Source organism: Natronococcus occultus SP4 (assembly GCF_000328685.1).
GTDB classification, from domain to species: domain Archaea; phylum Halobacteriota; class Halobacteria; order Halobacteriales; family Natrialbaceae; genus Natronococcus; species Natronococcus occultus.
Window position 1 is genome coordinate 1,647,331 of the sequence record NC_019974.1, and the last position, 25,881, is coordinate 1,673,211.

The 25,881-nt window shown below is 65.8% G+C and carries 25 protein-coding genes; 9 read left to right on the plus strand and 16 right to left on the minus strand.

Annotated features, from left to right (window positions below):
- The first annotated feature begins 7 nt into the window (after positions 1-7).
- Positions 8-931 (plus strand): hypothetical protein, encoded by a 924-nt coding sequence (locus NATOC_RS08115; protein WP_015320949.1) that lies wholly within the window; start codon positions 8-10, stop codon positions 929-931.
- A gap of 447 nt (positions 932-1,378) precedes the next feature.
- On the opposite strand, the gene NATOC_RS08120 is transcribed toward NATOC_RS08115, so the two are convergent.
- From NATOC_RS08120 to NATOC_RS08160, 10 genes are all read right to left on the minus strand, one after another.
- A complete protein-coding gene (locus tag NATOC_RS08120) occupies positions 1,379-2,416 on the minus strand; it encodes a tyrosine-type recombinase/integrase (protein WP_015320950.1) in 1,038 nt (345 codons plus the stop codon).
- Complete coding sequence (locus NATOC_RS08125) at positions 2,406-2,795, minus strand: DUF5805 domain-containing protein (RefSeq protein WP_015320951.1); 390 nt, start codon at positions 2,793-2,795, stop codon at positions 2,406-2,408. Before NATOC_RS08125 ends, NATOC_RS08120 begins: the two co-directional genes overlap by 11 nt.
- Positions 2,796-3,841: 1,046 nt before the next feature.
- Complete coding sequence (locus NATOC_RS23275; RefSeq protein WP_083866574.1) at positions 3,842-4,477, minus strand: HNH endonuclease; 636 nt, start codon at positions 4,475-4,477, stop codon at positions 3,842-3,844.
- A gap of 315 nt (positions 4,478-4,792) precedes the next feature.
- A complete protein-coding gene (locus NATOC_RS08130; protein WP_015320952.1) occupies positions 4,793-6,385 on the minus strand; it encodes a PH domain-containing protein in 1,593 nt (530 codons plus the stop codon).
- Complete coding sequence (locus tag NATOC_RS08135) at positions 6,382-6,870, minus strand: PH domain-containing protein (protein WP_015320953.1); 489 nt, start codon at positions 6,868-6,870, stop codon at positions 6,382-6,384. The genes NATOC_RS08130 and NATOC_RS08135 overlap by 4 nt, the downstream gene beginning before the upstream one ends.
- Before the next feature lie 105 nt (positions 6,871-6,975).
- Entirely contained in the window at positions 6,976-7,209 is a 234-nt protein-coding gene (locus NATOC_RS08140; protein ID WP_015320954.1) for a hypothetical protein, read from the minus strand.
- A 259-nt stretch (positions 7,210-7,468) separates the two neighbouring features.
- A complete protein-coding gene (locus tag NATOC_RS08145) occupies positions 7,469-8,884 on the minus strand; it encodes a class II fumarate hydratase (protein WP_015320955.1) in 1,416 nt (471 codons plus the stop codon).
- 20 nt (positions 8,885-8,904) lie between these two features.
- Positions 8,905-10,551 carry a PH domain-containing protein gene (locus NATOC_RS08150; RefSeq protein ID WP_015320956.1) on the minus strand — a complete coding sequence of 549 codons (1,647 nt, stop codon included), beginning with the start codon at positions 10,549-10,551 and terminating at the stop codon, positions 8,905-8,907.
- Positions 10,548-11,009: a PH domain-containing protein gene (locus tag NATOC_RS08155; RefSeq protein WP_015320957.1), complete on the minus strand. Its 462-nt coding sequence runs from the start codon at positions 11,007-11,009 to the stop codon at positions 10,548-10,550. The genes NATOC_RS08150 and NATOC_RS08155 overlap by 4 nt, the downstream gene beginning before the upstream one ends.
- A 118-nt stretch (positions 11,010-11,127) precedes the next feature.
- Positions 11,128-11,373, minus strand: coding sequence for a BolA family protein (locus NATOC_RS08160; RefSeq protein WP_015320958.1), 246 nt, complete (start codon positions 11,371-11,373; stop codon positions 11,128-11,130).
- Between the two features lie 103 nt (positions 11,374-11,476).
- Between NATOC_RS08160 and NATOC_RS08165 the strand changes: the two genes are divergently transcribed.
- The 3 genes from NATOC_RS08165 to NATOC_RS08175 all read left to right on the plus strand — a co-directional run bounded on the left by NATOC_RS08165 (position 11,477) and on the right by NATOC_RS08175 (position 14,442).
- A complete protein-coding gene (locus NATOC_RS08165) occupies positions 11,477-11,974 on the plus strand; it encodes a DUF7523 family protein (RefSeq protein ID WP_015320959.1) in 498 nt (165 codons plus the stop codon).
- A gap of 60 nt (positions 11,975-12,034) precedes the next feature.
- Positions 12,035-13,525, plus strand: a complete 1,491-nt coding sequence (gene cysS / locus NATOC_RS08170) for a cysteine--tRNA ligase (protein WP_015320960.1) — start codon at positions 12,035-12,037, stop codon at positions 13,523-13,525.
- A 209-nt stretch (positions 13,526-13,734) separates the two neighbouring features.
- On the plus strand, positions 13,735-14,442 hold the full coding sequence (locus NATOC_RS08175; protein WP_015320961.1) for a DUF6517 family protein: 708 nt from the start codon (positions 13,735-13,737) through the stop codon (positions 14,440-14,442).
- On the opposite strand, the gene NATOC_RS08180 is transcribed toward NATOC_RS08175, so the two are convergent.
- The 4 genes from NATOC_RS08180 to NATOC_RS08195 all read right to left on the minus strand — a co-directional run bounded on the left by NATOC_RS08180 (position 14,439) and on the right by NATOC_RS08195 (position 17,248).
- Positions 14,439-15,446 (minus strand): presenilin family intramembrane aspartyl protease PSH, encoded by a 1,008-nt coding sequence (locus tag NATOC_RS08180; RefSeq protein ID WP_015320962.1) that lies wholly within the window; start codon positions 15,444-15,446, stop codon positions 14,439-14,441. The two genes, NATOC_RS08175 and NATOC_RS08180, sit on opposite strands and share 4 nt — an antisense overlap.
- A gap of 53 nt (positions 15,447-15,499) precedes the next feature.
- The gene (locus NATOC_RS08185) at positions 15,500-15,742 is read right to left on the minus strand and encodes an H/ACA ribonucleoprotein complex subunit GAR1 (RefSeq protein WP_015320963.1); all 243 of its coding nucleotides are present in this window, start codon (positions 15,740-15,742) and stop codon (positions 15,500-15,502) included.
- Positions 15,742-16,020, minus strand: a complete 279-nt coding sequence (gene srp19, locus NATOC_RS08190) for a signal recognition particle subunit SRP19 (RefSeq protein WP_015320964.1) — start codon at positions 16,018-16,020, stop codon at positions 15,742-15,744. The genes NATOC_RS08185 and srp19 overlap by 1 nt, the downstream gene beginning before the upstream one ends.
- 112 nt (positions 16,021-16,132) lie before the next feature.
- On the minus strand, positions 16,133-17,248 hold the full coding sequence (locus NATOC_RS08195; RefSeq protein ID WP_015320965.1) for a PGF-CTERM-anchored ABC transporter substrate-binding protein: 1,116 nt from the start codon (positions 17,246-17,248) through the stop codon (positions 16,133-16,135).
- A gap of 60 nt (positions 17,249-17,308) precedes the next feature.
- Here NATOC_RS08195 and btuC point away from each other — a divergent pair, with 60 nt between their 5' ends.
- From btuC to gatE, 3 genes are all read left to right on the plus strand, one after another.
- The gene (gene btuC, locus NATOC_RS08200; protein WP_015320966.1) at positions 17,309-18,331 is read left to right on the plus strand and encodes a vitamin B12 ABC transporter permease BtuC; all 1,023 of its coding nucleotides are present in this window, start codon (positions 17,309-17,311) and stop codon (positions 18,329-18,331) included.
- 23 nt (positions 18,332-18,354) lie between these two features.
- Entirely contained in the window at positions 18,355-19,638 is a 1,284-nt protein-coding gene (locus tag NATOC_RS08205) for a heme ABC transporter ATP-binding protein (RefSeq protein WP_449289546.1), read from the plus strand.
- A gap of 103 nt (positions 19,639-19,741) precedes the next feature.
- Positions 19,742-21,610 (plus strand): Glu-tRNA(Gln) amidotransferase subunit GatE, encoded by a 1,869-nt coding sequence (gatE, locus tag NATOC_RS08210; RefSeq protein ID WP_015320968.1) that lies wholly within the window; start codon positions 19,742-19,744, stop codon positions 21,608-21,610.
- Between the two features lie 60 nt (positions 21,611-21,670).
- On the opposite strand, the gene NATOC_RS08215 is transcribed toward gatE, so the two are convergent.
- Together NATOC_RS08215 and NATOC_RS08220 are read right to left on the minus strand one after the other, a co-directional pair.
- On the minus strand, positions 21,671-23,005 hold the full coding sequence (locus NATOC_RS08215; RefSeq protein ID WP_015320969.1) for an MFS transporter: 1,335 nt from the start codon (positions 23,003-23,005) through the stop codon (positions 21,671-21,673).
- A 228-nt stretch (positions 23,006-23,233) separates the two neighbouring features.
- Positions 23,234-23,713, minus strand: coding sequence for an Lrp/AsnC family transcriptional regulator (locus tag NATOC_RS08220; RefSeq protein WP_015320970.1), 480 nt, complete (start codon positions 23,711-23,713; stop codon positions 23,234-23,236).
- 186 nt (positions 23,714-23,899) lie between these two features.
- Between NATOC_RS08220 and NATOC_RS08225 the strand changes: the two genes are divergently transcribed.
- Both NATOC_RS08225 and NATOC_RS08230 read left to right on the plus strand, forming a co-directional pair.
- Positions 23,900-24,949 carry a DMT family transporter gene (locus NATOC_RS08225; protein ID WP_015320971.1) on the plus strand — a complete coding sequence of 350 codons (1,050 nt, stop codon included), beginning with the start codon at positions 23,900-23,902 and terminating at the stop codon, positions 24,947-24,949.
- A gap of 119 nt (positions 24,950-25,068) precedes the next feature.
- Positions 25,069-25,809, plus strand: coding sequence for an HTH domain-containing protein (locus NATOC_RS08230; protein ID WP_015320972.1), 741 nt, complete (start codon positions 25,069-25,071; stop codon positions 25,807-25,809).
- Positions 25,810-25,881: the final 72 nt, after the last annotated feature.

Below are 25,881 nucleotides of genomic sequence, written 5' to 3' on the forward strand. Positions count from 1 at the left end.
CCGTCCGATGGGCGAGACGATACCGATCGCAGTTCCGCGGAAGGGGCGCCCGCTCGAGTGCGTGCTCGATCGCATCGCCACGCGGCTCGGCGTGCCGAGCCTCGCGGACGACATCACCTCGACGCTCCGACACGAAAAGGCCCTCACGAAGGGTTCGCTGGAGGCCAAGGAGGACGTCTACCATCGTCTCGCCGCCTACAGCACCGTCGACGATCCGACCGAACCCGAGTACACCCTCCTGCGGGACGATCGGGCCGGCAAGCCCCGGCGGATCGTCTTCGACAGCGTCACGATCCCGCTCGGAGACGTCGACGCCGGACCCGACGACGCCGCGATCCAGTTGGTCGGCCGCGAGGAGCCGTTTCGCGCGCTGCGGACCCACGAGTTCGCGCTCGGATTCGACAGCGCCGACCTCGTCCTCGAGGAGGTCGTCGAGCTTCGGCCCGAACCCCTCGGCCGGATCGAGGACGTCAACGCGCGGATCAGTCCCGTCGACACCGACGTCCGCGTCGTCACGGGACTGGGCGACACCGTCTACCACACCCTGATGGCGACCCCCGAGACCGCGCCGTCGAACGCGGCGATCGACCGCGAGTTCCTCCGGGAGTACGCGGGGCCGCTCTGTATCGAACCCCGCTACGAGCGACTGGTCCGGGCCGTGCTGGGCACTGAAGCTCTCGAGGACGTCACCTTCCGGTACCCCGACGAAGGTCGCGAGGAGGAGGCCGCGATCGCCGAGGCCGGACTGGGCGTCTACCTGACCGTTACGGGATCTACCGCGCGAGAACACGGGCTGGTGCTCGGCGAGCAGCTGTTCCCCAGCGAGACCGTGTTGCTCGAGAACGGGTCGGAGGTGACCGACGAGGTCGCCGCGGTTCGGTCGGTGATCGCGAACGGCACCCGGGAGACCGAGCTCGCGGTCACGCACTAACTTCTTCCCTCGAACCGATTACCGGCTCGTGAGTTTCTGTCGCTACCGATATCGTCGTCTCGGAGTCCAGCTCGAGATCAGCTATTTCGTATATCGAAATATAGTTTATGGGTCCGCTCTCGAGCACTCCGTAGGGGAGATCCGGGTCCGGTTCGAACGGACGGGCAGACGCTTTCCCTCAAATTCGTCTCGAGGGTCCGGCGTAGACGGTCTCGAGGACGTAGCACTCGATTATCCTGGCGACGGACGTTTGAACTGCGATCCGCGAGCGAAAGGAACTCTATGAACTATCGACAAGAAGCGAGGGGCTGGAACTTCGAGGACCGACGTCCGTGCTCCGAGGCGTGTCGGCACCACCGCCGGGGTTTCGGCGAATCGTGTCGTTCGCGTCGCGTCCTCGTGATATCTCGACCCACTCGGGCACTCCGGGCTCGCCGCGGACGCGAATCAGTGTAGCGAGTAGATGTGTCGTTCGTACACCGACCGAACCCGATCCCCCCAGTCGTGGGTGTAAGTGTCGATAACGTCGTCGGCCACGTCACCCCGGAGGTATTTGACGATCCCCCGGTCCCCCGTTCGGTCCCGCAGGTGGGTCGTGAAGAAGTGCCGGAAGTAGTGGGGCGTGACGTTCTCGGTCGCTCCGCCGCCGGTTCGGTACCAGCCGCGCTCGCGGGCGTGTTTCTCGACGATGTACTGCACGTCCGCCGGTTCGAGTCGTTCCCCCCAGCCGTCGCCGGTATCGAGAAAGAGCGGATCCGCCGGCGATAGTGGGTCCGGACGGATCGCCAGCCACTCGAGCAACACTCGCCGGAGTTCGTCGTCGACGGGGATCACCGTCTCACGCTCGCGTTTGTTCGAGGCCGTTCGCTTCTCGCCGTTGATCGTTTGCCCGCGAGCCGGTTCCGAGGAGACAAACAGCGAGGCGGGGCGTCGTTCGAGCTGTACCCGGGGCGTCCACTCGAGATCGAGTTCGGGAACCGCGAGGTGGCAGTCCCGAAGATCGAGGTTACAGAGTTCCCCGACCCGCATTCCCGTCTTCAGCAGCGTGACGACCGCGGCCCGCTCGAGTGGATGGGAGACCGAGCCGACGAACTCGCGCATCTCCGGCACCGAGATATCTCGTCGGGTCGGGTTCGTGTCAATCGATTCGGACAGCTCCTCCATCACGAGCACCATCGGGTTCTCCTCGAACGCGCCGACCTGGGTCATGTACTCGTAGAAACGGTTGAGGTACGAGGCGTAGGTCGCGATCGTACTCGATGCGAACCGGTCGCGAAGCGAGTGGACCCAGGCCATACACTCCCGCCGACCGACCGTTGACACCGACTCGGCGTCGAAGCGCTCGCGGACGAACGCCTCGAACTCGCGGAGCACCCGTTCGTAGGCCTCGAGGGTGCGCTCGCTCTTTCCGTGGTAGCGCTGGTCGTCCAGAAAGTACGCGATCGGGTCCTCGATCGCGTCGGGGGCGTCGGCGCTACTCGCCATCGTCCCCGACGATCGTGTACCCGCCATGGCGGCCACTGTACCGGACGCGGTTCTCGGCCTGGAGCTCCTCGAGCGTCTCGTCGAGCCGTGACTCGATGTCGTCGCTGACCGCTTCGAGGAGTTCGTCCCACGTGTAAGTGTCATCGGATAGTAACTCGAGGAGACGTGTTTCGAGGCCGTTACCCCCAGGGTCTGCGTCCGGAGAACCGGGTTCCTCGGTCCCCCCCTGGAAGCCTCGCCGTCCGGCCTGGACCATCGTTCGGAGGAACTCGCTCTGGCTCATGTCGAGCTCGTCGGCGTGATCCTGCCACTCCGCTTTCTGGTACGCGGGGACGTAGGTTTTGACCGCAGTTCGAGAGGTGTCCTGGGAATCCGCCATACACAACCAATCAAACTCCGAAACCTTCAATCTGACCATAACTCGGTCTAAGGATATTTATGTCCGGAAGTAGGACCAAGATAGAGGAGTGTATAGTTCTAAAATTTCATCTGTGAATAGGTACAGTACTATTAGTTGGTATACTAAGCACGGGCCGCTGTAGTACCACGAGTCGGGATAACTGACAGAGGGTATGAGAGGTCGAGTCCTCGAACGCGAGACTACTGGTACTTCGGAACGGGTTTCGATCTCGAGTTACGATAGCGTGCGCTGTCGACTGGCTGTCCGAGGAGAGACGGTCGTCAGAGCCACGGGAAACGAGCGAGCTGAGTAACCGAATTAGCTGAGGAGGACGCAGCGTCCTCGTATCACCAGTTCGGTTGACATCCTCCTCCGCCTGAAGGCGGAGGAATCCCGAGCGGTGGGGGTTTCAGGTTTGCAGTCCAATCGGTGGACTACCAGCCCTTTCGAGTACGGGTAGTCCCACAACATCGGACTGGTGGACTGCTGGCGGCGCCAAACCGCCGGTACTCCTCTCCTCAGTTTCGTTGACTCTCAACTGTTGTTTTTGCCAGTAGGGAGTCGCTGACACATCAACGGACGTGGAGTTATCGTGGGTTTGCTCAACCGACAGGCACGAGACGAACCCTTCTGGGATTCGCGTTCACCGCGTCGGCGGTTCGGATACTGTCTCGTTGGGTGGCGGGTAGACCGCCTCCGACAGTCGTTCGGAATCCACTCCGCTCCAACCTGACCTCACTATTATGTAAATACTCCTTCATGAGGGAGGCATTGATTTGAAGCTCGGACTATGCTAATGTCGATGTAATGTATCACTCAGTGATGGTCCGTATCCACGCCGTGAACGACGTGGTACTGTGCCTGTTTAACGTATAATACTCTCATCTGACTAACAGAGACTGTAGATTTGCTTCTCGTATTGAGAGAGAAGATACTATGTGGTATTCGTATATTTGCTCGATTCGTTCACACGGTCTTCCAGGCTGGATTCGTCGCCAGTGAGGATATACTGTTTGAGATGTTGATCAAGTTGCGAGTGTTTTTTTGAAACAGTTGATAAACGCTTGCGGACGTTCTCCGCTTCGGTCTTTAAGCGAGTGCGCCAGCATATCTCTCGTTATCGGTTCTCCCCAGTTCTTTGCCGTGGAGAGAAAGAGCCGATCAGATCCGCTATCCGGTCTGATAGTTAGATACCGAATTAGTTCTCGCTCTACCACGGGAGGTAAGGGCAGTGTAGTCGCTCGAGAACGGGAACGCGAAGACGCATTCTCTCGACCCGGAACGACTTCGAGTACTGGGTTCGTAGTATGCGCGATTTCGAAGTGTTCCGCTACAGCTTGGTCTGAGCAGTCGTAATCGTGCAGTTCCAGGTTACAGAGTTCTCCAGACCCGATACCGTAATACACGAAGAGAACAGTCGCAGCACGCCAAAATGGATGATCAACAGTTTGGAGGGGGCGACGTGCCCCGGATGGGGTAAGCAAAAGCTGGTATGAGTTCGTGTTTTGTAGCGCCGCAGGCTCGTTTTGGATTCGTTTGCCTTCGGATTTCGTATGACACTCCTTGCATAGCGTTACCAAATTGGAGAGTTCGTTCGATCCACCAACCGAGAGGGGGACGATATGGTGAACTTCTAGCCGCTGTTCCGAACTGCAGTTCATACACTGATGACCGTCTCGTTCTAGGACTTCCTCTCGAAGTGTTTCCAGGCTGACCAACTGAGTCGACTCGGTTTTGGGGAATATGGTTCTGCATCTGAACTCGTGGATTGCTGGTCCACAGGAGGATTTCGTTCCATGTTTTCGGTTGTTTTGAGACGCGTTCTAATCTATTCCAGTTAGAAATACCTGGTGGATATATACAATAGCTTGCTCGAACCGCATCAGATGAATCGAATAGCGCTATATCAATTTGAGTCGATATCTCGGTCAGAGAGCGCGGCGCTGCTGGTACCAGAATCCGAGGACGGAATCGGCCTATTGGTCGACGTCCTCCGAGTTACCGGGAGGAGTATCGGAGTTGGATTCGAGGGCGTACGCCGATTCGTCCTGATCACCGAACCACTCCCCGACCGTCCGCTCTCGTTTTCGGGCGCGAAGCCGTTCCTGCAGTCGCTCCTCGATCGTGTCTTGCATCTCGAGGCCCTCGGCGGCGTCGACGTCGTAGGCGGTCGCCGCCCGGCCCAGCAGCGACGCCGAGGACGCGGTGTCGGCCGTGACGTTCGCGAGTCGACGGCGACGCTGGAAGATCGACTGAGTGTGAACGACGGCCTGGACGCGATAGTAGGGGACGACCTTCGTCGTTCGCCTCCAGAAGCCGGTTCGGGCGAGGTAGTAGCGATCGCCGAGCTGGTGGCCCCGACTGCGCCATTTTAGATGGGCCGCGACGGGAACCAGGACGAGCAGGACGGCCGGGAGGTACCATCGCTCGAGGACGGTGGCCGTCGTGACAAGGTAGCCGGCGCCGACGAGGGCCCCGACGACCAGCAGGTACCGGACGCCGTACCGCTCTCGGGCTCGCTTGGGCGGGTCCTGGAGAGTGACCTCGCCGAAGGGCTCGATCGAACGGGCCAGTCCGAGGACGCGATCGAATCTCGCGAGCGGGATCGCCGACTCCGTTCCCCGAGAGCCCTGGCCGGGCGCGTAACCCGCGGTTTCGACCGCCAGCGCGCCGTAGCCGAACCATCGGAACGGCACTCGTTCGGTGATCGTCAGAGTCTGGACCTTCCCGAGCGGGATCGTCCCGCTGTAGCGCTGGACGAGGCCGCGCTCGTAGTAGAGTTCGTCGTCGACGCGGGTGAGTCGGAACCCGTAGTAGCGGTTGAACGTGAGGACGGCGCTGACGACCCAGGCTGCAAGCAGGAACAGGACGACGAGCCACGCGAGCGCGACGAGTCCGCCCTCGGCGCCGGGCAGCCCCTCGACGAGGTCGGCGGGGATCAGCGTCGTCGGGTCGAACCCGCTGAGAAACGACAGCGCGATTCCGCCCAGCAGGCTGGCCCCGGGGTCGATCGTGAACACGCTGAGGATCGCCAGCTCCCGTGGCTGGATCTCGAAGAGCAGCTCCTCCTCCCTCTCGTCCGACGCTCGTCGATCGGACGTTTCGGATCCCTCTTTTTGCCCGTCCTCGGCCTGGGCTCCGCGGCGGAGCTGCCGTCTGAGACGACGGGCTTCGTCCTCCTCGATGTACTGCAGGGAGACCTCGGTCTGGCCGCCGCCTGCGGTCTCGATGTGGACGGCTGCGAGCCCGAGGACTCTGGCGAGGACGGGCTGTCTGACGTCGACGTTCTGGATCCGGCGAAGCGGAACCTCGCGGTCGCGCCTGGCGAGGACGCCGGAGGCCACGTCGAAAGTGTCGCCCGTGAGTTCGTAGCGGAACCGCTCGTAGTAGGCGACCTCGTAGCCGATCGCGAGGACGATCCCCAACAGGAGCATCCCCCCGACGGAGACGAGCGTCCCCCCGGCGCCGCCCGGCGAGGCGAAGACCCCGGCGATAAAAAAGAGGAGGCCGACGTTGACGCTGCGCGAGATCGATCTGACCGCGATCGAGAGCGGGTGGAGTTTCCTCATACCGCGTCCTCACCCTCGCTCTCGATCGCGAGCCGGCGCAGGTCCTCGCGGAGCCGTTCGGCCCGCTCCGGGGTCAGCCCGGGGATCGCGACGTCGGCGCTTCGGGAGCCGGCCGTGTAGACGACGACGGTCGCCAACCCGGTCGTCCGCTCGATCGGCGATCGCCGCGAGTCGACGTGTTGGACGCGGACGTAGGGGACGACCGTCTTGATCCGAGTGAACACGCCCCGTTCGATGTAGAGCCCGTCGTCCTGTACCTCGAAGCGCCAGACGGCGTAGCGCCGCCAGGCGACGACGACCCGAACGAGCCCGAGGACGACCGCGAGACCGATCGCGCCCGGGACGAGCAGGTCGGGTGGGTTCGTCCACAGCCCGGTTTCGGAGAGTACCAGCGCGGCGCCGACGAGAAATCCGCCGACGATCCCGGCCCGGAACACCGCCAAGAGTAGCCAGACGACGCGGACCCGGGGAGTGAGTCGCTCCATGATGAGCTGAAGGGAGGGGGTACGAATAAAAAGCCGGATCGCGGAGTCGAACGACAGCGAGGAGACGAAATCAGAAGAGAACGGAACGGAACGGAACGCCGGAGCTCAGTGTGTCGCCGCCCGGACGTCGTCGATCTGGTAGAGGTCCTCGCGGAGCCCCTCACCGGCGCAGTCTTCGCTCGGACACTCGTAGTGCCATCCGTCCTCGGTTGCGTCCCGTTCTCGGAATCGGTCGCCGCATACCTGACAGAACAGTTGGGCTTTCTCGCAGGTATCCCGGTGGAGTTCGAGGGCGAGCTCGGTCTGGAACGACTGGTTGCAGTTACGACAGGTGTGCATATTTCGTCTGACGCGAGCATTCGTAAAAACTGCTTGGGTTCTTTTCTTACGGGAGAATCCCACTTGATACGGCTTCTTGCTGCCGATTTAGATTCGACCGACCCACAAGAAAGAACGATCAGCGACGGAGAGTACTCGACGCCGTGTCCTTCGGTTCGTGAGAGATCGCCGGTTTGTGACCACGGGAAGATATGTCGTGTTACTCCGTGACAGTGTTGTGATACGACGGCGAAAAACGAAATCGAACGGCGGCCGAGAGTTACTCTTCCTGGCCCAGGATCCCCCGTTCGGTCATCTTCCGGGGGTCAAGCACCTCGTCGGCTTCGTCCTCGTCGAGGTAGCCCTTCTCGAGGACGACCTCCCGGACCGTCTTCTCTTCCTTGAGCGCCGTTTTGGCGACCTCGCTGGCCTTGTCGTAGCCGATGTGGACGTTCAGCGAGGTGGCCATCGCCATCGACTGCTCGACCCGGTCCCGGCAGTACTCCTCGTTGGCCTCGAGCGGATCGACGAACCGCTCGGCGAAGATCTGGCTCGAGTTCGAGATCAATTCGGCGGACTGCAGGAAGTTGTGGGCCAGCACGGGCTTGTAGAGGTTGAGATCGATCTGACCCTCGGCAGCGCCCGCGGAGACGGCAGCATCGTTGCCGACGACCTGCTTGTGAACCTGGTTGACCGCCTCGGCGACGACGGGGTTGATCTTGCCCGGCATGATCGAGGAGCCGGGCTGGTTCTCTGGCTGTTCGATCTCGCCGAGGCCGTTGCGCGGACCGGAGGCCAGGAGTCGAAGATCGTTGGCGATCTTGTTCAGCGAGCCCGCCACCACTCGGAGAGCGCCGTGGGCCTCGCTCATGGCGTCGTGGGCGGCCTGGGCCTCGAAGTGGTTGTCGGCCTCGCGGAACTGGACGCCGGTCTCTTTCGTGATGTACTCGGCGGCGCGACCGGGGAACTCCTCGTGGGTGTTCAGCCCCGTTCCGGTAGCGGTGCCACCGAGCGCGAGCTCGGCGAGGTGGTTACGGACCTTGTCGACGCGGTCGAGGCCCTTTTCGACCTGGGTGCGGTAGCCGGAGAACTCCTGGCCCAGCGTGACGGGTGTCGCGTCCTGGAGATGGGTCCGACCCGTTTTGACGACGTCGTCGAACTCCGCTTCCTTCTCCTCGAGGGACTCCCGGAGCGTATCCAGTGCGGGAATGACGTCTTTCTCGACGGCCTCGAGGGAAGCGACGTGCATCGCGGTCGGGATCACGTCGTTGCTCGACTGGCCGTAGTTGACGTGGTCGTTGGGGTGGACGACGCGGTCGCCGATTTCGGCGCCCATGATCTCGGCGGCGCGGTTGGCGATGACCTCGTTGGCGTTCATGTTCGAGGACGTCCCCGACCCGGTCTGGAAGACGTCGACGGGGAACTGGTCGTCGTGCTCGCCGGCGATGACCTCGTCGGCGGCCTCGACGATCGCCTCGGCGACGTCGTCCTCGATGAGATCGAGGTCGCGGTTGGCCTGTGCGGCGGCCTTCTTGACGACGCCGAGCCCGCGGACGAACCGTCGTCCGAAGCTGATCCCCGAGATCGGGAAGTTCCCGATCGCACGCTGGGTCTGGGCGCCCCAGTAGGCGTCGGCCGGCACCTGCATCTCGCCGAGACTGTCCTCCTCGATGCGGAACTTGTCGTCGCGTGTCATACCCGACACCTCGAGAGCGGTTAGGTAAAATCCACCGAAAAGCCGGCGTCGTCGGTACGAGCCCGTTCTCGCAGGGCCGACTGGAGACGGGTCCGTCCGGTTCGGTGGACGCCACGGGCGTCCTCGAGGTCGACGTCGTAGATCGTCGGCGTGTCCCAGAACAGCGTCCGGGAGCTTGCGGTGTCGACGACGAGCGAGGCGATCCCGAGCCGGCGCTGGAAGATCGACCGTCGGGTGGAGACGGTCTGGATCCGGAAGTACGGAATGACGGTCGTCCGGCGGCGCCAGAACCCGCGCCGGATCACCAGGTGGTCCTCGCCGACGTAGTACCCCAGGTGGACGTACCGCAGGTGGGCCGCGGGCGGGACCGTCGCGAAGACGACCGCGGCGAAGTACCACCGCTCGATCGGCGTTACCTGTGCGAGCCCGAAGACGGCCGCGACGACGGCGGCGGCGATCAGCGAGTACCGAACGAGGTACCGACGGCGGGCGATCGGCGGCGGGCTCTCGAAGGCGGGCGTCTCGACGTGTGTGAGGTTCTCGGTGAACCGGTGGACGTGATCGGCGCGGGCCATGGGAACCGCCGACTGGCTGCCCCCGCTGCTGTCGGGGCCGTAGCCGGCCGTCTCGACCCACAGCCCGGCGTAGTCGATCAGCCGCTGGAGCGGGTTGTCCGTGACCGTGACCGACTGGACTTTCTCGGCGGGAATCGACCCGCTGTAGCGCTGGAGGAGCCCTCGTTCGTAGACGAAGTCCTCGTCGACCCGCCCCAGCCGGAAGTCGTAGTACGTCGCGAACGTGTAGGCGACGCTGACGAGGTAGGTGATGATAACACCGTTTATCACCGAGACGACGGTCAACACGCCGTAGCTCTGTGTGTCACCGTTCTGGAGATCTTCGGGGCCGCCGAGCGGCTGAGCGATGCTCACGAGCAGGTCGAGGATCGTATCGGTTGCGAACAGAAACAGGAACCCGATAGCGGCGATTGCGGCGGGCCGTACCGTCGTCAGCGAGTACAACAGGAGCTCGCGGGACTCGAGGGCGAACAGTCGCTGTCGGCTGGACTCGCGTCGGTCGGCGGTCGGTCGGGAGTCGGTCTCGACCGAGGACGGGCGCTCGTCGCTCCGGTCTGTCTCGTCCGGTCGGTCGGTCGCCGGGGCGTCCTCGGACGGATGTTCGGCCGACGGGTCGTCCTCGGCCGACTCCGCGCTGTCGTCTTGGTCGACGGCGGCAGTTCGACGGCGGATCTGATGCTGGAGACGGTCGGCCTCGGACTTGCTCACGACGTTCAACGCGGCCTCGCTGGTGCCACCGCCGGCGGTCTCGATAGTGACGATCGCGAGCCCGAGGACGCGCTGGAAGACCCCTTGCCGAACGTCGACGTTCTGGATCCGCCGGTAGGGGATCTCCCGGGAGCGACGGGCGATGACTCCCGATGCGACGTCGAACGTGTCGGGCGTGATCCCGTACTCGAACCGGTAGTAGTAGACGATCCCGTACCCGGCGCCGAAGAGGAAGCCGAGCGCGGTGACCACCGGGAGCCACGCGATACTGACAACCGCCACCGTTCCGGCCAGGAGGCTGACGAGGATGAACGGCAGCCACATCCACAGCAGGCCGTACCGGAGCGCGTAGACGACCGCGCTGAAGGGGTGGAGCCGGTTCATACTGCGTCGTCGGCCTCGCTCTCGACGGCGAGGTCACGGAGCGTGTCCTGTAGTTCCCGGGCGCGGTCGGGCGTCAGCCCGGGGATGCGGACGTCGGCGTTGCGCGAGCCGGCCGTGTAGACGACGACACTCGAGAGCCCGAGCAGCCGTTCAACGGGTCCAAACTGGGTGTCGACGTGCTGGACCCGGACGAACGGGACGGCGGTCTCGACGAACGTGATGACACCCCGTTCCAGATAGAGCGCGTCGTCTTGTAGTTCGAACTGCCAGATCTGGTAGAGCCGAACGGCGTAGGCGATACCGAGGACGGCTGCGACGGCGACGATCCCCGCCAGTGCGGCCGTCGGGACGGGGGTGATCCACCGGTCGACGGCGGCGAGGACGGCGCCGAACACGGCCGCCAGGATCGCCGTCTGTGCGATCCACAGCAGCCTGATCCGCGGGTGAAGTGACTCCATACTGACGTTCTCGCGAGCGAACAGGAGTATCCTGCGGTTCGATCCGCTCCGGAAGCGGTGCGGGCGGAACGGACAGCCACGAGTCCGGTCGCGGGAGGGCGCTCGAGCCCCGCGCGGACTACTCGTCGTACTCCTCGGGCGTGTACGTCGAGAGCTCGAGGGCGTGGATGTCGGTCGTCATGTGGTCGTCGAGCGCGTCGTACACCTGCTGGTGTTGCTGGACCAGCGACTGGCCCTCGAAGCTCGGCGAGACGACCGTCGCCGCGAGGTGGTCGTCGTCGTGTTTGTCTCGGGCGTGCGTGACCGTCGCCTCGGCGTCCTCGAGTTCGGATTCGATCACTGCCTCGACGTCCTCGGGTTTCATATCCGACTCGAGGAGCGCTCGCGGCAAAAACGCCGCGGTCGAGGGCTACCGGGACGGGATCACGAGGCTTATCCCTCCCCGGTTGTGTGTGACAGCTACAGCTATGTCGCTCGCGAGCGAAACGCGCCGAGCCGTCGACGAGAACCCGTTTCTCGTCGCCGCACTGCGGGCCGGAATCGTCAACTACACCGCGGCAGCTCGGTATCTCGACGTCGACGGCGAGACCGACGCGGTCGCAACGGCGATCCGCCGGTACGCCGAGGAGCTCCCCGCCTACGAGACCACCGACCGGGACGTCCGCGTCAGGATGGAACGGGGGATCACGCCGGCGCCGATCGACGGCACCAAGCACGAAACGGCGCTGCTGGCCGTCGGCGGGACGTCGTTCAGATCCGACGGAGGAGAGCTGACCGCCATCGCGGCCACAGGCGAGATCGACGCGACCGCCCTCGGAACCGCGCTCGGGCGACTCGGAAACGCGGAAATCGAGGTGATCGCGGCCGGCGTCGGCGAGGGGACCGCGATGGTGGTCGTCGACGACCGCGACGGCGTCGACGCCCTGCGAACCGTCGAAGCGGCCTTCGAGGCGGTTCCGGAGTAGCGCCGGCGGACTCCCGGCCAAAGACATATTTTAACTGCTGGCCGCGGATACACCCCTGTAATGACCCTGCACGTGACGAACACGTTGACGGGCGAGACCGAGCCGTTCGAGCCGCAGGATCCCGAGGACGTCCTTCTCTACTACTGCGGTCTGACGGTGTCGGATCCGCCCCACCTGGGCCACGCCCGCTCGTGGGTCCACGTCGACGTCATGCACCGCTGGCTCGAACAGCTCGGGTACGGCGTGCGCCACGTCGAAAACTTCACCGACGTCAACGAGAAGATCGTCGCCCGCGTCGGCGAGGACGGGACCGACGAGGCCGACGTCGCCGAGAACTACATCGAGCGCACTCTCGCGGACATGCGCTCGCTGAACCTCCTGCGGGCGGAGGTCTACCCGCGGGTCTCCGAGCACGTCCCCGAGATCGTCGACCTCGTCGAGACCCTGATCGAGAAGGGGTACGCCTACGAGTCCAACGGCTCGGTCTACTTCGACGTCACCAGCTTCGAGGAGTACGGCAAGCTCTCGAACCAGGCCCTCGAGGAGATCGAGTCCCAGGGCGACCCCGACGAGCGCTCGGAGAAGCGCCACCCCGCGGACTTCGCGCTCTGGAAGGCCGACGGCGTCGACGCCGACGCGATCGCGGAACACCGCCACGAGGACGCCGCACCGGCCGAGGAGGCCTGCGAGACCGCGCTGACCTGGGACTCGCCGTGGGGCGAGGGCCGACCGGGGTGGCACATCGAGTGCTCGGCGATGAGCACGACCCACCTCGGGGACACGCTCGACATCCACGTCGGCGGCCGCGACCTGGTCTTTCCCCACCACGAAAACGAGATCGCCCAGTCCGAAGCCGCGACCGACCAGCAGTTCGCGAACTACTGGCTCCACTGCGAGCTGTTCCAGATGGACGAGGAGAAGATGTCCTCGAGTCTGGGGAACTTCGTCACCGTCGACGAGGCCGTCGACCGCTGGGGGACCAACGTCGTGCGAACCTTCCTCACGGCGGGCTCGTACAACAGCCAACAGCTGTACTCCGACGAGACGATCGCGGAGGCCGAGGAACGGTGGGATCGTCTCGAGCGGGCCCACGAGGCGGCGACCGCGGCGATCGACTCCCCGAGCGCAGGCACCAAAGCCGAGGACGGTGAGCTTCGCGAGACGGTCGAGGCGGCTCGCGAGGCCTTTACCGAGGCGATGAACGACGACTTCAACACCCGCGAGGCCCAGTCGGCGCTGCTCGAGATCGCAGCGGCGATCAACCGCCACCTCGAAGCCGAGGACGACGCCGCGGACTACCGCGGGCTGCGCCGGGCCGTCGAGACCCTCGAGGAGCTGGGTGGCGTCCTCGGACTCTCCTTTACCGGCAAGACCAACGGGAGCGCGGAGCTGGCCGGCGACGTCGTCGAGCTGGTTCTCGGCGTGCGCGAGCGCGAGCGCGAGGACGGGAACTACGAGCGGGCCGACGAGCTGCGTGACGAGCTCGAGGCGATCGGCGTCGAGGTCCAGGACACTGACGAGGGACCGAGCTACCGGCTCCCCGGCGAGTAGAGCCGATTCGCGCTCTCGCCGACGGGCGATCACGAGTTTGTGGCGCCGTTCTGCGGGAACCCGATCCGTTCGGGAGCCGTCCGTGACGCGTCGTGTACACTGCGTTTCGATATACTAATAGCTCGCTCCCGACGGAGTCGCTCGACGAACCTGGCCGGCTTGAGCCGGCCGCGCCACTTATTGTCGCGAGGACGAACTATCGAGACAGGATGCATCGACGACAGTTCGTCGCCGCGGGCGCGGTCGGGGGAGTCGGTCTGTCGGCCGGCTGTCTCGACGACTTCCTCGACGACGCGACGACGTTTTCAGCCTCGCCGGCGATCGTCGCCGAGAGCGCGACCGACGAGACCGGCTACGAGTACGAGGGAACCGAGGAGATCATCTCTACCGAGTCGGTCGCCGGCCAGGAGGTCGAGGTGACCAGCTACGGCTCCGAGTACGTTCGAACGATCGATCTCCCGCTCGATATCTTCGGCGATGGCGTCGAAGCGGGGGTCTTCACCGTCATCACCACACCTCAGGTCAGTGTCGCCGGCGAGGAGTTCAACCCGATCGGCGAGATGGACAACGAAGAACTGCTCCGGGAGATGCAAGACCAGTACGAGGAGCTGACGATCGAGGACGCGGTCGGCGAGCGTTCGGTCGCCGCGCTCGAGGACACCCTCGTCCTCGAGACCTTCGAGGGTGAGGCCGAACTCCACGGCGAGTACGGGATCGACGTCCTGCTGGATATCGCCCAGCACGAGTCCGGCGACGACTATCTCGTGGTCGTCGGCGTCTACCCCGACCTCGAGGATCTGCCGATCGACTCCGAGCGCGATCGGATCGATCAGATGGTCCAGGGGCTCGAACACGGCGAGGACGTCGACGCGGAGATCGTCGAGAGCCGCGAGGACGACGACCCGCTGGCCGACTAAAGTCCGAGCGCGGTCGCGATCGGCACGCCGCTCGCGAGCGCGCCGAGCAGGTAGCCCCCGATCGCACCGCCGTTGAGCAGCGGCAGGCCAGCGTGGGGTCGTCCCTTCAGCACCATCCCCATCAGGACGACCAGCCCGGCGAGCGTGCCGACGATCGCGCCCAGCGCCGGCAGGTTCAGCGCGATCCAGGGGACCTCGAGGGTTCCGGCCTCGATGAAGTAGGCCGCGCTCGCGACCAGGATCGTCGGGATGATCGCGTCGCCGAGACCGATAAAGAGCGCGTCGCGGCTGCCGTCGGCGGGGGGCTCGTCCGCGTCCGCGGTCGGGCTCGCCCCGTCGTCGCCGTTCAGTTGCTCGGTCTCCGATTCGGGGGCCGCCTCCGACTCGGCGTCTACGTCGTCCTCGAGGTAGGAGTACGACAGCGTCGTCGGGACGACCAGCACGACGGGAATCTTGAGGTCCATCACCCCCGCGGCGAGATCGAGCATGTGTTCGGTCCGGTAGACGCTGATGGCGTCGTAGATCGCGAGCGCCGTCAACAGGAGCAACGCGGGCAGGAGCCCGAAGCTGATCCCGAACAGCGCCGCGGCGCCCGCGCCCATCAACACTCCCGTGAGATCGAGGACGTACCACTCGGGGTAGAGGACAAGCGCCGCGCCGATACCGAGGGCGGCGCCGACGGCGAGGACGTTGACCGAACCCGCCGTCAGAACCGGGGGCACGAACTCGGTGAAGACGAACCAGGCGAGCATCACGCTCACGCCGACGACCAGCGCCCTGATGATCCACTCGAGGTCGTACCGGAACGTCGCGAGCATGAGCCCGGTCGCGACGAGGATGACCGCGAAGTAGACGAGGCTGTTGGTCGGGTTCTCGGGATCCTCGACGGCCTGGCGGTCGGCGTCGTGGAACGGCTCGATCAGCGCCAGGGCGCCGAGCTGGACGGCAAGAAAGAGCAACGCCGTCGTTCCGACGGCCGCGAGCACCCGGGTCCGGTGGTCCATGCCGCGGCGTTTGCACCCGCTCCTCTTGGTGCTTTTCGTTGGGCGTCTCTCGGTTAGCGCGCGTACAGCGTCGTCCCGACCAGCGTCGGGAGGTGGACGTCGTCGTCGGGCGTCACTGCCAGGTAGGGGCCGTCGACGGGCCCGAAGACGTCGACGACGCGGCCGACGGACTCGAGGGAGTCGTCGAGCACCATGGTCCCGATCTCCTCGCGGAGGCGGTCGTCGTCGGTGTCCGGGTTCGCTCGCAGGATGGCGAGCCCCTGGGCAGTACGGACGACCTGGCCGACCCGGCGCATCACTCCCGCATCGCGACGACGTACGCCGCGACGGCCTGGACGAGGTCGTTCTTCGAGTCGTCGGACCCCCGAACGACGACCCGGCCCCGGTCGGCCCAGTGCTCCCGCGAGTAGGACTTCTCACGTTCGATCGTGGCGTCGTAGCCGATCTGCTGGACAGCTTTCGCGATCTCGTCGACCGTCGGCTCCTCGACCGCCAGCTCCTCGGCGACGCGTCGGCCCTCGGCCCGGGAGAGCTCCGCATCGAGATAGGCGGGCCAGATGACGTTCTCGACCATACCGTCGTCTCCGGAGGCCTCCCGGTAAACACTTTTCAAAAACGGTCGGTTCGCACTCGAGGACTCGCCGCGAGCGCGGACGGTTCGGTCGTCGGCGACGATCGGATCGACGTTACCGACGGCGAGCGAGGACGGCGAGGACGGCGACCAGCGCGGCGACCACGGCGGGAACGCCGAAGCCGGGGATCGAGTCGTCCTCGGCGTCGTCTGCGGGTTCGTTGGCGTCGTCGGCCGCCGTATCGTCAGCGTCCGCCTCGTCGGCATCGTCCGTCTCGTCCTCGGTCTCGTCGACTGCCTCGGCGTACGCCTCGGGGTGGACCTCGGCGACGATCTCCTCGATCGCCTCGACGACGAGCGGACCGGGCTGGCTCATGAACTGGTCGTTGACTGCGACGAACTGTTCGTTCTGGTAGGCGGTCGTCCCCATCACGGCCTCGCTAACCGGTGGTTCGTCGCCCCAGGACTCGCCGTAGATGATCCATTCGGGGTCCTCCTCGACGACGACCTCCTCGCTGATCTCGGCCCAGCCCTCGATGCCGGCCTCTGCGCCCAGGTTATCGACGCCGGCGGTGGTGATCAGTTCGTCCTGGAAGGTTCCCTCGCCGGCGGTGAAGCCGTCACCCATCTCGTAGTACGCGAGCGGCTGCTCCTCGTCCTCGACGGTCGCTTCGATGGTTTCGAGACGCTCCTCGAACTCCTCGAGGGCGTCCTCGGCGCCGTCGCACTCGCCGACGATCTCGCCAGTCAGGCGGACGTTCTCGGCGACGCCGTCGAGCGAGTCCTCGGTCGGGAAGACGTAGACGTCGAGTCCGGCGTCCCGGAGCTGGTCGATCAGGTCGTCGCCCTCGAGGGCGTTTGCCGCGAGGACGACGTCAGGATCACGGTCGATAACCTCCTCGGTGACGGGCGTGACGCCGTCGTCCTCGGTGATGTCGAGCTCCTCGTCGGCGCCGAGATAGTCGGTGTACTCGCCGACGGGCATCCCGTCGAGCTTCTCCTCGGCCCCGATCTCGTGCATTACTTGCGCGTCACTCGGCTGGAGGGCGACGACCGAGTCGGGTTCTTCCTCGACAGTCACCGTCTCCCCGGTCGCGTCCTCTCCCTCGAAGGGAAACTCGCAGGTCGGCTCCTCCTGTGTGACGTCCGCCATCCCCCCTCCCGCGGCGGCGGGAGCGAACGCGGCGAGCGCCGTAAACATCGCGACGAAAACGATCAGTGATTTTCGCATCGATCGAACCGTGGAACGCACTCCAACAAATATTTGTCTAATGCAAGCGAGATTTCAGGCGTGTTCCGTCCGGGCCGTCTCGTCTCGTGGTCGGTCGCGCTCTCGGCGCTGCTTGTCGGCGTCGTCGTCGCGAGCGCGGCGCTCGGCCCGGTGCGAATCGATCCCCTGACGGTTTCGCGGGTCATCGCCGATCTCGCGGGAATCGGCACCCACGAGGTGCCGGCGACCCATCGGACGATCGTCGCAGACGTCCGTCTGCCACGCATTCTGCTGGCCGCGACGGTCGGGTTCGCGCTGGCGGCCGCGGGAACGGTCATGCAGGGATTTTTCAGGAATCCGCTCGCGGATCCGTCGATCATCGGCGTCTCCTCGGGCGCCGCAGTCGGGGCCGTCGCGGCGATCGCGTTTCCGGCGCTGGTGCCGATCGGGAGCGTCCACCTGCCCGCCTTCGTCGGCGCCCTGGTCACCGCCTTCCTCGTCTACGCCATCGCGACCGAGGGCGGACGAACGCCGGTCGCAACCCTGCTGCTGGCGGGGGTCGCGATCCAGGCGTTTCTCGGCGCGGTGATCTCGTTTATGGTCGTCCACAGCGGCGAGAACCTCCGGGAGGCCGTCATCTGGATGATGGGCCACCTCCACCGCAGCAGCTGGGGTGACGTCGGGTTCGCGCTACCCGTCACCGTCGTCGGCGTCCTCGTGCTTGGCGCCTACACCCGCGAGATGAACGTCCTCTTGCTCGGCGAGGAGGACGCCCAGCATCTCGGCGTCGACGTCGAGCGAACCAAGCTCCTCCTGCTCGCGCTGGCGAGTCTCGTCACCGCCGCGGGGGTCGCCGTCGCCGGCATCATCGGCTTCGTCGGCCTCGTCGTCCCCCACATGATGCGCCTGGTCGTCGGCCCCGACCACCGGATCCTGCTGCCGACCAGCGCGCTCGCGGGGGCCTCCTTCCTCGTGATCGCGGACACCGTCGCCCGCGTCGGCGCCTTCGGCCTGCCGATCGTCCCCGTCGGGATCGTCACCGCGACCGTCGGGGCACCCTTCTTCCTCTACCTGCTGACAAACCGGGAGGTGCACGCGCTGTGACCGACGGCGACCAGCTGTCGAGGGTGAGAGAGGGCGCCCGGATCGACCTCGAGGACGTCGCGGTTTCGTTCGGCGAGACGGACGTCCTCGCGGACGTCTCCCTGGCGGTCGAGCCCGGTGAGTTCGTCGGGCTGGTCGGACCCAACGGCGCGGGCAAGACGACGCTGTTGCGGGCGATGAGCGGCGCCCTCGAGCCCGACCGTGGGCTCGTCGACGTCGACGGCGCCCCGCTACACGAGCGGTCCTCGAAGGCCGCGAGCCGGCTGGTCGCGGTCGTCCCCCAGAACACCCACCTCTCGTTTTCGTTCGACGTCCGAACCGTCGTGGAGATGGGACGATACCCCCACCGATCGCGCTTTTCGCCGCCCGACGAGGACGATCGGACGGCCGTCGATCGCGCCCTCGAGCGCACGCGAACCGCACGGTTCGCCGACCGACCGATCGACGAGATAAGCGGCGGGGAGCGCCAGCGGGTCGTCCTCGCGCGGGCGATCGCCCAGCAGACGCCCGCCCTCCTGCTCGACGAGCCGACGGCGAGTCTCGACGTCAACCACCAGATCGAGACCCTCGAACTCGTTCGCGAACTCGTCGAAGAGGGCCGTACCGCCGTCGCCGCGATCCACGACCTGGATCTGGCCGCGCGGTACTGCGATCGGCTCGTCGTCCTCTCCGATGGGACCGTCCTCGAGTCGGGACCGCCGGAGACGGTACTGGATCGGGACGTCCTCGCCGCGGCGTTCGACGCGAACGCCGTCGTGACCGAGAGCCCGGTGACGAGGACGCCGACGGTGACCGCCCTGCGGAACGATCCCGAACGGGGCGTTCCCGATCGAGTTCACGTCGTCGGAGGCGGGGCGACCGCCGCGGGCGTCCTCGCCGAGCTCGCCGCGGCCGACTGTACGTGTACGGTCGGCCCGGTCGCGAGCGGTGACGCGGCCGCGGAGCTGGCCCGCGGGCAGGGGTTCGAAGTGGTCACCGTCGAGCCGTTCGCCCCGCTTGCCGCCGACGAGCTGGAGCGAACACGGACCGCGATGGCGGACGCCGACGCGACGGTCGTCGCCGACCTCGAGGTCGGAGCCGGGAACCAGCTGCTGCTCGAGGCGCTCGCAGACCGGGCGTCGCTCGCGGTTCTCGAGGATCGCCCGTTCGCCGAGCGAAACCACGCGGGCGAGCGGGCGCGGGCGCTGTACGAACGGTGCCGGGAGCGGGGGGTCGTCGCGTCGCCGGCCGACGTCCTCGGGGCGGTCGCCGAGGCGGTGGCCCGCACGGAACCGACGGGACGAGCGCTCGAGGCCGACGACGACTGAGATCGCGAGGACGAACGGGCCGACGGAGACGAGCGGACGAACCGTTCCCGTCCGCGAGCCGGACTGAACGGTTTTTTACCCCCGCGCGCCCGAGTGGAGCGCAATGACCGAGTACGACTACGACGAGCTCGGACTCGTCGCCGGGCTGGAGATCCACCAGCAACTCGATACGGCGACGAAGCTGTTCTGCCAGTGTCCGACCGAACTGCGCGAGCCCGAGGAATCGACGCGGCGGTTCACCCGGTATCTCCACCCCACGCGGAGCGAACTGGGAGAGATCGACGACGCCGCCTTAGAGGAGAGCAAGGTCGACCGCGAGTTCGAGTATCTCGCGTACGACTCGACCTGTCTCGTCGAGGAGGACGACGAGCCGCCCCACGAGCTCGATCGGGAGGCCCTCGAGACGACCCTCGAGATCGCCCAGTTGATGAACATGAAGCCGGTCGATCAGGCCCACGTCATGCGAAAGATCGTCGTCGACGGCTCGAACACGTCGGGCTTCCAGCGCTCGTCGCTGATCGCCACCGACGGCGAGATCGAAACAAGCGAGGGTGCGGTCGGGATCGAGGACCTCCTGCTCGAGGAGGAAAGCGCCCAGCGCGTCGCAGAGACCGACGACGGGGTTCGATACAGCCTCGACCGGCTCGGCATCCCGCTGGTCGAGATCGGCACCAGTCCCGATATCTCGACACCCGAGCAGGCGCTGGAAGCCGCCGAGCGGATCGGCATGCTGCTTCGCTCGACGGGGAAGGTAAAGCGTGGCCTGGGGACGATCCGCCAGGACGTCAACGTCTCGATCGCCGAGGGGGCCCGCGTCGAGATCAAGGGCGTCCAGAGTCTCGACGACATCGACGACATCGTCCGCAACGAGGTCGCCCGCCAGGTCGAGCTCGTCGAGATCGCGGCCGAACTCGCCGAACGTGAGGCCGCCGTCGGCGACCGGCAGGACGTGACCGACGTCTTCGAGAACACCGACAGCGGCGTCATCGGCGGCGCCCTGAGCTCCGGGGGGTCCGTGATGGCCGTCCGCCTCGAGGGGTTCGACGGCCTCGTGGGCCGCGAGATCGCCCCCGACCGCCGTCTGGGGACGGAGCTGTCGGATCACGCCAAGCGCCACGGCGCGGGTGGGATCTTCCACACCGACGAGCTCCCCGCCTACGGCGTCACCGAGGAGGAAGTCGCGGACCTGCGGGAGGCCGTCGGCGCCGACCCCGAGGACGCCGTCGCCATCGTCGCCGACGACACCGACACCGCCGAGTCGGCGATCGAGGCGGTCGCCGAGCGGGCACGGACGGCCCTCGAGGGCGTCCCCGAAGAGACCCGCGGCGCGAACGACGACGGGACGACCCGCTACCTGCGCCCGCTGCCTGGCGCGGCGCGGATGTACCCCGAGACGGACGTCCCGCCGGTCGAACCGGATCCGAGCGAGGTGCCCGAACCCGAGCTCCTGACCGAGAAGGTCGAGCGCTACCAGGCCGAGTACGACCTCGGCGCCGGGCTGGCCGAGCAGGTCGCCTACGGGACCCACATGCCGCTGTTCGAGGACGTCGTCGCCGACGGCGTCGACCCGACGCTCGCGGCCTCGACCCTCGAGTCGACGCTGACCGAACTGCGACGGGACGACGTCCCCGTCGAGAGCCTCGAGCGCGAGCACCTCGAGGACGTCCTCGGGATGGTCGAGGACGGCGACCTTCCCAACGAGGGCGTGGGCGACCTGCTCGCGGTGCTCGCCGAGGAGCCCGATCGGACGGCCGAGGAAGCGGCCGAAGCGGAGGGGCTCGGCGGCGCCGACGAGAGCGAGGTTCGCGAGGCCGTCGTCGAGGTCGTCGAGCGAAACGAAGGGCAGGTCGAGGAGGAGGGGATGCAAGCCTTCTCCGGACTCATGGGCGAGTGTATGGGTGCACTTCGGGGCAAGGCCGACGGCGACCTCGTCAGCCGGCTGCTGCGCGAGGAGATCCAGAAGCGGGCCTGAGCCCGAGTTCGCGTTCGGGTTCACCGTCGAGATCGAGGCGACGTTCTCGAGCGATCGGCGTTACTGGTAGGCCTCGAACTCCTGACCGAAGATCGCGAAGTAGACGACGCCGATCATGCCGATGATCGTCGCGATCGTAAAGGAGAGTTCGGGATCGACGAACTGCCAGAGGAACCCGCCAAGCGCGCCGCTGGGGATCACGATCGCGCCGCGGATCAGGTAGTACGATCCCGTCACGCGGCCGCCAGCCCCCTTCTCAGCGGGGCCGACCACGAGCGCCTTGTGAGCGGGCAGGCCGGCGAATCGAAGTCCCGAAAAGGCAAAGAGCGCGATCAGGAGCCACGTTTCGTCGAGTCCACCGACGTACTGGGGGCCGAAGATCAGCAGTACCGGGAAGATCGCGTAGACGAAGAATCCGAGCCCGACGACCGGTTTGAGCCCAACGTACTCGGCGACCTTGGCCGTCGGGGCCATCGTCAACAGCGCGACCAGCATCTCGACACCCAGGAGGACGCCGAAGAAGGCCGCAGGCGAGAGATCGATCGTACCGACGACGGGAAGGGTCGTGGTCAGTCCGATCTCGAGCAGCTGGGTGATCACGAGGATAAAGAAGGCGTAGACCATCCCGTTGGCGAACCGGACGAACGTGTCGGCGACCAGCAGCGGTCGCAGCGGATCCGGGAGCGCCCGCAGGTCGTCGACGATCTGGCCGACGCCCTCGAACTCCTTGCCGACCGAGTCGGCGTCGGGGTCGTACAGCAGGTGCTGGACGATCGTCCCGAGGACGGCGAAGACGATCGCGATCACGAGCACCCAGAGAAAGCCGGGCATTAGCTCGTCGGCGACGAGGACGGCGACGATCAGCGGGGCGATCAGGAACGCCGTCCGCCGAAACGTCTCCGTGCTGGCGAACCCACGGGCCAGCCGGCTCGGTTCGGTGGCCTGCTTGACGATCGCGTAGTGACCGCCGATGCCGAACGATTTCCAGCACTGGGCCAGCAGGAGGCCGACGAACACCCACACCCACGGCTCGAGGACGACGACGCCGAGGTCGATCGCAGGGACGTAGGCGGACCCCAGCCAGACCGCGAAGCCGAACGTCGAGAGAAAGCCGAAGACGGTCAGGGCGTACCGCGACCCGACGCGGTCGGAGACGACCCCGCCGTAGTAGGGGTAGACCGCGCCGATCACGTTGCCCAGCGTGGCGAACAGCCCGACGACGAACCCGCCCGCGCCCAGGTAGACCAGATAATCCGGAAGGAACCGGTTTGTCATCTGGAACCCGAGACTGAACGTGAACATCGCCAGCGAGAGCACCAGGACGTCCCGCTGGAGCGAGAAGAACTGCCGAAACGCGTCGATCGGGCCGGCGACCTCGGCTTGTTCCTGTGCCATGGGAGAACTGCAGTCAGGCTCGACGTAAAAATTCCCGTGGAGCGGGCGGTTCAAGCGTCCGTCACGGCACGAGGAGCGGCGATTCGGGTCGACCGCGGCGCGGTTCTCAGCGCGGAGGGAGATCGTTCCAAGTGCGACCGGACGAACGGTGCCACTTGACGGCACCGGGTTCCGATTCGGCGGTCGGGTGGCTCGCGGGTCGAGGAGCAAACGACTCCGATTCCGGCGTTACTCGACGAGTTCCTCGAGCAGCGTCTCGAGTTCGTAGCTCTGCAGGGCCTCTCGCTCTTCGATCGCCGAGATGACGAACGTCGAGTCGGTGCGGTCGACGCCCTCGAGCTGTTCGAACTCGGCGATCAGCCGCTCGACCATCCCGCTCTCGCTGAGTCGGGCGACGACGATGAAGTCGGTCTCGCCCATCGTGAAGTAGACGTTCGTCACCCCCTCGACGGTTAACAGGCGGTCCGCGAACTCCTCGTAGGAGCCCTTGTAGTCGGCGTGAACCTCGATGATGACCGTGACGTCGAGGCCGAGCTCCTCGAGGTCGATCTCGTAGCGGTCGTTCGCGATGATCCCCTCCTCCCGGAGATTGTTCAGTCGGTAGTGGATCGTCGATACCGGGATCCCTGTGGCCTCGTGGAGCGCCTCGGGACTGCCGGTTTCCCGCTCGGCGATCGCCTTCAGCAGACGCACGTCGCGTTCGTCCATACCCCGAGTTCGGACGATAATGTGATCGGTGTTTCGACTCGTACCCACAGTGTTGGACCTTTCTTCAATAGCTACCCCTCTTTCCAGGGGCTTCTTCGGATCGAATTCATATGTGTGGTTCTGCATCCGATCTCGAGACTACTGTTGTAGAAGGGTCTAAGTACGACGACCGTTTTCGAACAGTTCATGATTCGACGCGCGCTCTTTCGGTCTAAGTACGGAGATCTGGTGTTGTTCTCGATCCTCGCGCTCTGCTGGGGGACCTCCTTCGTCGCGATCGAGATCGGCCTCGAGTATGTGCCGCCGCTGCTGTTCGCCGGCCTCCGGTACGGGGTTGCGGGCCTGATCGTTCTCGGTTACGCCGCCGTCGTGACCGATCGGTTCCGTCCGATCGATCGGGCCGAGTGGCTCTCGGTCGGCGTCGCCGGAATCTTCCTTATCGCCATCTACCACGCGCTGTTGTATCTCGGCGAGCTGTACGTCTCGGGTGCGATCGCGGCGACGGTCGCCAGCACCGCTCCGATCCTCACCGCTGCGTTCGCTGGCGCCGTCCTCCCACGGGAGCAACTCTCACTCGCGGGCGTCGTCGGGCTCGTCCTCGGGCTGCTCGGGGTCGTCGCCGTCGTCCGACCCTCGCCGACGGGACTCGAGACCGAGCTCCTGCTCGGCGCTGGGCTCGTCTTCGGCGCCGCGATCGCCTTCGCGGTCGGAACTGTTCTCACGCGACCGCTCGACGCCGGTCTCCCCCTCGAGACGCTGCAGGCCTGGGCGATGCTCATCGGCGCGGCAGTGTTGCTGGTCGGTGCCCCGCTTCGGGGCGAGCGACTCGCCGCAATCGACGTAACCTCGACTGCACTGCTATCGTTCACCTACCTGACGCTCGTCTCGAGCGTGTTCGCCTTCCTGCTGTACTTCCAGCTGCTCGACCGCGCCGGCCCGACCCAGGTCGCACTGGTGGGGTACGCCGAGCCCGCGGTCGCGATCGGCGTGAGCTGGGTCCTGCTAGGGTACGTCGTCGACTCTCTGACGATACTGGGGCTGTTGACGATCCTCGCCGGGTTCGCCGCGATCAAGCGACGTCACCTCGCTCGGGTCGTAGACACGCTGTTCGAGGAAGAGAGCGATCAACGACCGAGCGTCGGTTCTCGGCTCCCGCAGGAACCGAGCGAAGCCAGAACCGACGGCGGGACGCCCCAGGAAGCCGACGCAGTCGGAGCGGAACGGAGCGCCGACTAGGGGCCGTCGAAACGGCTACAACGTGGCGCGGCTCTTGGTAGCAAATCTCTCGTCAACAACTCTCACAAAGGTTTATACGAAATACCGTTGGCTAGCTCACACGACGGAGGGGGTTCAGTATGAATGCACAATCGCAGACACTGACGGTGGTTTGTCACGTGCGGGCGCCGTTGCTCCTTGAACCGGTCGACAGCCAGGTCGAGAGCCTACGCGCCTGCGAGGACGAAGGACGGATCGACGACCTGCTGGTGCGAAGCTGGCCGAAGGAGGTCAGCCGCTCCGGGGAGAGTCCCTACCAGGAGGTCCTCGAAACCCACGAGCGACTGCAGCGATGGGCCGACCGACACGAGGTGTCGCTCAGCCCGCCGTTCAGGACGCGCACGACGACATCACAGATCACCGACGAGACCGAGGACGTCCTCGTGACGCCGTTGCTGTGCCTCGAGTACTACCGCGGCGACGAGCTGGTCGGCGTCTACCCACACACGACCGGCGAGGAGACGATCACGACCGAGGACGTGATCGCCCGGATCCGCTGTGGCGACGACTCCGCCTCGGCGGCCGAAGCGCTCGCAAAGCTGACGCCCGATTCGGCCGGTTCGCCGGGAACGAATCAGACGGTCGTGACCGGGAACGGTGCTACCGAGGGCCTCGAGACGGAGTCCCCGACGCGGTCCGGGACGTGTCCCGACTGCGAGGGTGACGTGGTCGACGGCCAGGGACTGGTGGCCTGTATGGACTGTGGATGGATCGGAACGCTCGCCGAGAACGGCGGGTATGGGTCGACCATCCTGGAACGGACACAACACGGGACAACCGATACCGAGCCCGAGTCCGTTCGTTCGGTTCCGTCTCGGTAGCTCCGGCGGTGTGTCGTCGCTGAGTTGCCGGTTCGGTCCTCGCTGGCGGGCTAGCGTGTTCAGCCGTCGGCG